This window comes from Lentzea sp. CC55 (assembly GCF_021056325.1).
Lineage (GTDB): Bacteria > Actinomycetota > Actinomycetes > Mycobacteriales > Pseudonocardiaceae > Lentzea > Lentzea jiangxiensis.
The window spans coordinates 82956-89101 of record NZ_JAJCXE010000054.1; the positions used below are offsets into that span (position 1 = coordinate 82956).

General features: G+C 73.3%; 6 protein-coding genes and 2 pseudogenes. All 8 read right to left on the minus strand.

Features of this window, described 5'->3' with window-relative positions; all coding sequences use genetic code 11:
• Positions 1-229: pseudogene (locus L6E10_RS33065) on the minus strand (arsenic resistance protein); the annotation flags it as partial.
• A 21-nt stretch (positions 230-250) separates the two neighbouring features.
• The gene (locus L6E10_RS33070) at positions 251-571 is read right to left on the minus strand and encodes a hypothetical protein (protein WP_236224079.1); all 321 of its coding nucleotides are present in this window, start codon (positions 569-571) and stop codon (positions 251-253) included.
• A gap of 26 nt (positions 572-597) precedes the next feature.
• Complete coding sequence (locus L6E10_RS33075) at positions 598-1014, minus strand: hypothetical protein (RefSeq protein WP_236224080.1); 417 nt, start codon at positions 1012-1014, stop codon at positions 598-600.
• A 42-nt stretch (positions 1015-1056) separates the two neighbouring features.
• A complete protein-coding gene (locus L6E10_RS33080; RefSeq protein ID WP_236224081.1) occupies positions 1057-1668 on the minus strand; it encodes a TetR/AcrR family transcriptional regulator in 612 nt (203 codons plus the stop codon).
• 9 nt (positions 1669-1677) lie between these two features.
• Positions 1678-3078 (minus strand): fatty acid desaturase, encoded by a 1401-nt coding sequence (locus L6E10_RS33085; RefSeq protein ID WP_236224082.1) that lies wholly within the window; start codon positions 3076-3078, stop codon positions 1678-1680.
• A 63-nt stretch (positions 3079-3141) separates the two neighbouring features.
• Positions 3142-3456 carry a hypothetical protein gene (locus L6E10_RS33090; RefSeq protein WP_236224083.1) on the minus strand — a complete coding sequence of 105 codons (315 nt, stop codon included), beginning with the start codon at positions 3454-3456 and terminating at the stop codon, positions 3142-3144.
• Positions 3457-3591: 135 nt separating this feature from the next.
• Entirely contained in the window at positions 3592-5928 is a 2337-nt protein-coding gene (locus L6E10_RS33095) for a VIT domain-containing protein (protein ID WP_236224084.1), read from the minus strand.
• Positions 5925-6146 (minus strand): annotated as a pseudogene (locus L6E10_RS33100) (hypothetical protein); the annotation flags it as partial. The gene L6E10_RS33095 and the pseudogene L6E10_RS33100, both read right to left, overlap by 4 nt.

Here is a 6146-nt window from a genome sequence, read left to right on the forward strand (position 1 = left end):
CCACCAGCGCGGCGGCCAGGAACCGGCCCGCGCGCAGCGAGCGGCCGAGTTCGGCAACCGGGACCTGGAGGAACGTGACGTACAGGAGCAGGGCCAGGACGGGGTTGATCGCGTGCTCGAACCACGAGGCCGCCGCCGGCGCCGCCCAGCCCGCCGCGCAGCCGGCCACCAGTGCGCCGAGGTAGACGGCGACCTGGTGGCGTTCTGCGGTCGCCGCGAATCCCGGCACCTCACCCTCCCGATCGGACGGTCAGGAGGGTAGCCGCCGTGCCGGCGCGTCGAGCACCTCGGTGTGCGCGTCCGGTACCTCGACGGACAGGCGCAGCGCGCCGCCGGTCGCGGTGAGGCCGAAGGTGAAGAAAGAACAGCAGCCGGTCTCGCGCGTCGCCGGGTCCGCGGTCCTGCCCGCGACCTCCGGCCGTGGCTCGAGGTCCAGCACCAGCCGGGTGGACTCCGGCCGGTCCACCCGCTTCACCGCGGTGGCGAACAGTTCGTCGAACTCGGCCACCCGCAACGGTCTTCCGTCCGTGGGCAACGTGCAGGCGTCCGGGACCCAAGCCTCCGCGCTCATGGTTCCACCGCGGGCCCGCGTGCCGCTCAGGGTGTGATCCCGGCGGCGTCCGCGCAGTAGCGCCAGAACGCCTCGACGTCCTCGCGCCTCTCCCCCGCCCCAGGCAGGACGTGCGTCGGGCGCTCTGCGCGGTCGTGCCAGAAGCGTCCGCCGGGGACCGGGTCCGCCGCCGGCCAGACGGCCGTGTCCGCGCCTTCCTCGGCGTTGCGCAGCAACGGCCTGGTCGGCCGGTGGAAGCCCGGCAGGGAGGCGGCGAGCAACGGGCGCAGCAGGTCGGTGAGCAGCAGCGGGCCCAGCACGTGCGTGGCGAACGTCAGCTCCTGGCCGGCGGCGCCGAGTTCGCGGTGCCGCGGCAGGACTCCCGCATTGTGCACCAGGACGTCGAGGCGGTCGGTCCCCGCGGCGGTCGCCTTGCCGAGGCCGGAAGCCGCTCCGGTCGCCACCGCCCGGGCACCGCGCAGTGCGCAGGGCTCCAGGTCCGTCCGTCAGCCGAACCGGAGCGGTTTCCTCACGGGCTCCTCCAGGACACGTGACGCGAGCCACGCGAGGCCGTCGGCGGTGGCGGCCGGCGTGCCCGTCGGCTGGACGACGTGGCTGAGCACCGCGCGGGTCATGAGGTCGATCAGCACCTCGACCTGCTCGGCGGTCAGGCCCGTGCGGTAGGTCTCGACGCGGGCCGCGAGCATCGCCTTGACCTCGACGAGCAGGGTCTCGGCCTGGGTCGTCAGCAGCGGGACGAGCTCGGTGTCGGCGCCGTGCGTGGCGGAGGCGATGGCGCGCACCAGCAGGTTGCCGCGCGCGAGGTCGAGGACGTCGCGCACCGCGTCGTGGATCGCTTCGACGAGGTTGCCGGCGTGGCGGTCGAACGCGCCGCTGATCGCGGTGAGGAACCGGTGCAGCTCGTGGGCGAGCATCGCGTCGGCCAGCGCGTTCTTCGACCCGATCTCGTTGTAGACGGTCTGGCGGCTCACCCCGACCTGCTCGGCGAGCCGCGTCATGGTGACCGCGGCCCAGCCGTCGCGGGCGGTCATCTCGATCGCCGCCTCGACGATCGGCTGCCGCCGGCCCGAGGCCGCTGCCCGAGAAGTACCGCCCATGCCCCGATCCTAGGCCGACGTGACGCGGCCCGGCGCGACGAAGTCGATCTTCTCGCGGACCCCGCAGTCCGGGCAGCACCAGGAGTCCGGGATGGCCGACCACGGTGTTCCGGCGGGGAAGCCCTCGCGGGGGTCACCGGTCTTCTCGTCGTAGACGTAGCCGCAGCCGGGGCACATGCCGCCCGCCGTCGCGTCGCCGCGGCTGTCGGCGACGACGTCGTCACCGGTGCCGGTGCCGCCGTAGCGGGCCAGGACCCGCTCGCGCTTGCCCGGCTGGATGTTGGCGCGGCCGATGTCACCGCCGAAGTGCGCCCGCACCCGCGGGTCCATGACGCGGCGCCACAGCGGCGGCACGAGCGCCAGCAGGATCATGCCCGCGTAGCCGGTCGGCAGCACCGGCGACTCCTCGAAGTCGCGCAGCGCCTGGTAGCGCCGGGTCGGGTTCGCGTGGTGGTCGCTGTGCCGCTGCAGGTGGTAGAGCAGGACGTTCGTGGCGATGTTGTTGGAGTTCCAGCTGTGGCTCGGGTCCACGCGCTCGTACCGCCGGCGGTCCGGCGTACCGACCTTCCGCCGCAGCATCCCGTAGTGCTCCATGTAGTTGACGACCTCGAGCAGCGAGAAGCCGATCACCGCCTGGACCACCAGGTACGGCACGATGCCGGCGCCGAGCCACGCGATCATCGCCGCCCACAGCACCGCCGACATCAGCCACGCGTTGAGCACGTCGTTGCCGATCCGAAACGGGTGCCGGTCGCGCCGCCCGTACCGCTTGCACTCCAGGCGCCACGCCGACTTCACCGACCCGAACACCGTGCGCGGCCAGAACCGGTAGAAGCTCTCCCCCACCCGGCTGCTGGCCGGGTCCTCCGGCGTCGCGACCCGCACGTGGTGGCCGCGGTTGTGCTCGATGTAGAAGTGGCCGTAGAAGCTCTGCGCGAGCGCGATCTTCGACAGCCACCGCTCGTGGCTCTCCTTCTTGTGCCCCAGCTCGTGCGCGGTGTTGATGCCGATGCCGCCGATGCAGCCGATCGACACGGCCAGCCCGATCTTGTCCACAACGGACAGATCACCGCGCGCGATCACCCAGAACGCCACCACGAACCCCACGTACTGGATCGGCAGGTACAGGTAGGTGATCCACCGGTAGTAGCGGTCGTTCTCGAGCCGTTCGATCACGTCGTCGGGAGGGTTGCCGCGGTCGAGCCCGGCGACGAGGTCGATCGCCGGGACGATCACGAGCACCACCACCGGCCCGGTCCAGAACCACACGCCCCAGCCGGTCACCGCGTGCATCCCGATGGCCAGGAACGCCAGGGACGGCACGACCAGCCCCAGCAGCCACAGGTACCGCTTGCCGTCCGTCCACCGCTCGGTTGAGCCGACGGGCACCGTTGCCTTCATGTCGCTCATGCCACGCTCCTCAGGAGGTTGACAGAACGATAGGACGCGTAAAGCACGTTTGACAATGGAGCGTTATTTGTAAACCTCGTTGGTCAGGGCCAGCAGCACCGTCGAGCGCCGTCGGTACGCGATCGCCACCACCGAGAGCCGCACGGGCACCTCGTCGAGCACAGCTCCGAGCGCGGCGCCGATGTCGCGGAGCGTCCGCCGAGGCGCACCACCGCGCCACACGACGACTTCCGCCCGGATCCCGCCGTCCGGCGTCGCCGAGCACTCGACGTCCTGGACGGCGGGGTGGCACAGGGCGGCCTGCTCGACGATCGACACGAGGGCGTCCTCGGAGATCGGCGGGTGCAACCGGACGACTCGGTCACTGGCGCTGGACAACGGCGTCTCCTCTGGTTCGCGGGGGGACTACCCGGCCGGACGCCGAAGATCGCGGGGACGTCACGCACGTTCACCGGATCAGGTGGACTCACCGGGAAAGCGTTGCTCCACAACGCTTTCCCGGTGAGCGCCCGATCAGCGCCAGAACCCGCGCCGGCGCTCCGGCTCAGGGGTGCCCGCACCGGTGAACTCGCGCAGCACCCGCACCGCACGCGCCCACAGCCGGTCCACGTCTCCCCCGGCCGTCAGCTCGGCCACGAGGTCGCGCACCGCGTCGTACGCGGAACCCCGGCGACCGCCGAGGAGGGTGCCGAGGCGGCTGGCCAGGTCGGCGAGCAGGTCCTGGCGCTCCCACACGGGCAGGTGCGCGTCCTTCTCCAGCCGCCGCAGCTCCACCGCGGCGATCTCGCGCAGGTCCACCGGGTCGTCGGCCACGGGCAGGGGCAGGGCCTCGACCCCGCGTCCCCGTGTGCGCATGCGCTTCGGCGCGGCGGGCGGCGGGCCACCGGGGGCGCCTCCCGCGACGGACTGAGGCAGGAAGGGCGCGGGCGGCGGTGCGCCGAACGGCGCGGGTGCGGCGAAGGCGGGCGCCGCCGCGGCGAAGCTCGGCATCGGGGGCCGCGGAGCCCGCACCTCCCAGCCCGCGGGCTGCTCCACCGGCTGCACGACGCGGTGCACCTCACCGTCGGACACGACCCGTTCGTCCACGGCCACGAACGCCGTGAAGCGGCACAGCACACCGAACTCCAGCGACGTCCGCACGATCGTCGTCTCCACGGCCCGGTCACCGGTCGCGTACCGGTCCTCCAGGTCGCGCAACGCCGCACGGGCCCACTGCGCCCGGACGGCCGGCGACGTGTGCCGCCGCACCGCGACCGTCTCCTGCCACTCACCACCCTCGCGAGTCCGGCCGCGCACGGTGAACGCCGCCGGTGCCGCACCGGTGTACCGGCCGAGCGCCACCAGCGGCACGCCGGGGTAGATCGCCGTGGGCAGCTTCGGCAGGCCGGACGACGGCGACAGGACGACGTCCGTGATCACGGGCGCGCCGATCCGCCGCTGGATGTGCGTCATCGCCTCGTCCAGGCGGTCCTCGCTCTCGACGAGCTCGCACCGGCCCGCGCCCGCCGCGGCCAGCCTGCCGAGGAAGCCCGCGTTCACGGCCGAGTCGATGCCGACGGCGTGCACCCTCGTGCGGCCGAGCACCGGGGCGATGTCGCGCAGCAGCTGGTCCTCGTTGCCGACCTGGCCGTCGGTGACGAGCACCAGGACCGGGTCGCGGCCCTCGGCGGCCTCCGAGAGCAGGGTCAGGCCCTCGCGCAGCGGCCCGGACATCTCGGTGCCGCCGCGCGCCTGCACGGCCGCGAGGTGTTCGACCGCGCGGAAGCGGTGGCGGTCGGTGGCCGCGACGAGACCGGACCCGAGTGTCTCCGGACGATCCAGGCGGTCGTCGAAGGTGATCACCGAGAACGTGTCGTCCGCGGTGAGCGTGTCGACGATGCGCGCCGCCGCACGCCGGGCGGCGACCATCTTCCAGCCGGACATGCTGCCGGAGCGGTCGAGCAGCAGCACGACGTCCCGCGGGCGGACCGGGCTCGTGGGCTCCGGGGGCAGCACCGTCAGCTGGTAGGTGCCCTCACCGCTGTCGTCCGCGTCGGGCACGCACACGACGGCGGAGCTGTCGCCCCGGTAGGCCAGGCGGAGCACGAAGTCCCGGTCGACCCGCTCCCCCGGCCGCACCGAGACGGTGTTGCCCTCGGTGACGACCGCGTGCAGGCTCGACCGGACCTCGCCGAGCTCCAGCCCGGCCGGGTCGACCTGCACGCCGATCGAGAGCCGCACGGGGTTCGGGAAGCCGGGCAGCAGCACCGGGGGCGAGATGCGGGACGCGTCCGGCACCACGTCGGTGTCCTCCGCGTGGCCGTCTCCCACCGGCGGACCCGGCAGCGGCGTGCCCGGCACGTACCTCGGCGCCACCACCAGCGGGAACCGGAACGTCGCCGCGCCGTCCTCGAACACCAGCGGGCCCACCAGGCTGAGCTCCACGGTCACCCGCTCGCCCGCGGGGATGTTGCCGACGCGCATGGTGAACACGTCCGGCCGTTCCTCCTCGACGATGGACGCTCTTCGCCCGGACGCGATCGCGTCGTCGTAGGTCTGCCGGGCCTGCGCGCGTTCCTGCAGCTCGGCCTCGACCGTGCGGTCGCCCGCGGTCATCTTCATGCCGGTCACGGCGGCGCGGTCCGGCAGCGGGAACACGTAGGTCGCTTCGAGGGCGGTGTCGTGGGTGTTCACGAACCCGGTCGTCAGCACGACGCGACCGACCAGGCCGGTCACCTCGGCCCGCACGTCGAGGCGTTCGAGCGGCAGGTTGCCGCCTTCGGTGCGCAGGGCGCCGAGACCCGCGTCCCCGGTCGTCCGGCCGATGCGGTCGGCTTCCGCTGGCTTCATCGGGGCGACGGAGAAGGTCATGACGGTTCCCTTTCGTCGAGCAGGCCTCGGGCGGCGAGCAGGTCGAGCAGCGGTCGGGCGGCGGCGGCGATGTCCGCCCGGTCGGCGGCGGTCGGCGTTCCCGGCACCAGCAGGACGGTGCCGCCGCCGAGAGCGACGCCGTTCAGGACGGCGGCCTCCTCCGCGACGGCGGTGGCCGCCGGCGCGGGTGGTGGTGGTGGGGCGGGTGGTGGTGGTGG

What these genes read in the sequence shown, in the direction of transcription:
- L6E10_RS33085 (WP_236224082.1), bottom strand. Translation starts at nt 3,078, where the DNA reads ATGAGCGACATGAAGGCAACGGTGCCCGTCGGCTCAACCGAGCGGTGG.
- L6E10_RS33080 (WP_236224081.1), bottom strand. Translation starts at nt 1,668, where the DNA reads ATGGGCGGTACTTCTCGGGCAGCGGCCTCGGGCCGGCGGCAGCCGATC.
- L6E10_RS33070 (WP_236224079.1), bottom strand. Translation starts at nt 571, where the DNA reads ATGAGCGCGGAGGCTTGGGTCCCGGACGCCTGCACGTTGCCCACGGAC.
- L6E10_RS33095 (WP_236224084.1), bottom strand. Translation starts at nt 5,928, where the DNA reads ATGACCTTCTCCGTCGCCCCGATGAAGCCAGCGGAAGCCGACCGCATC.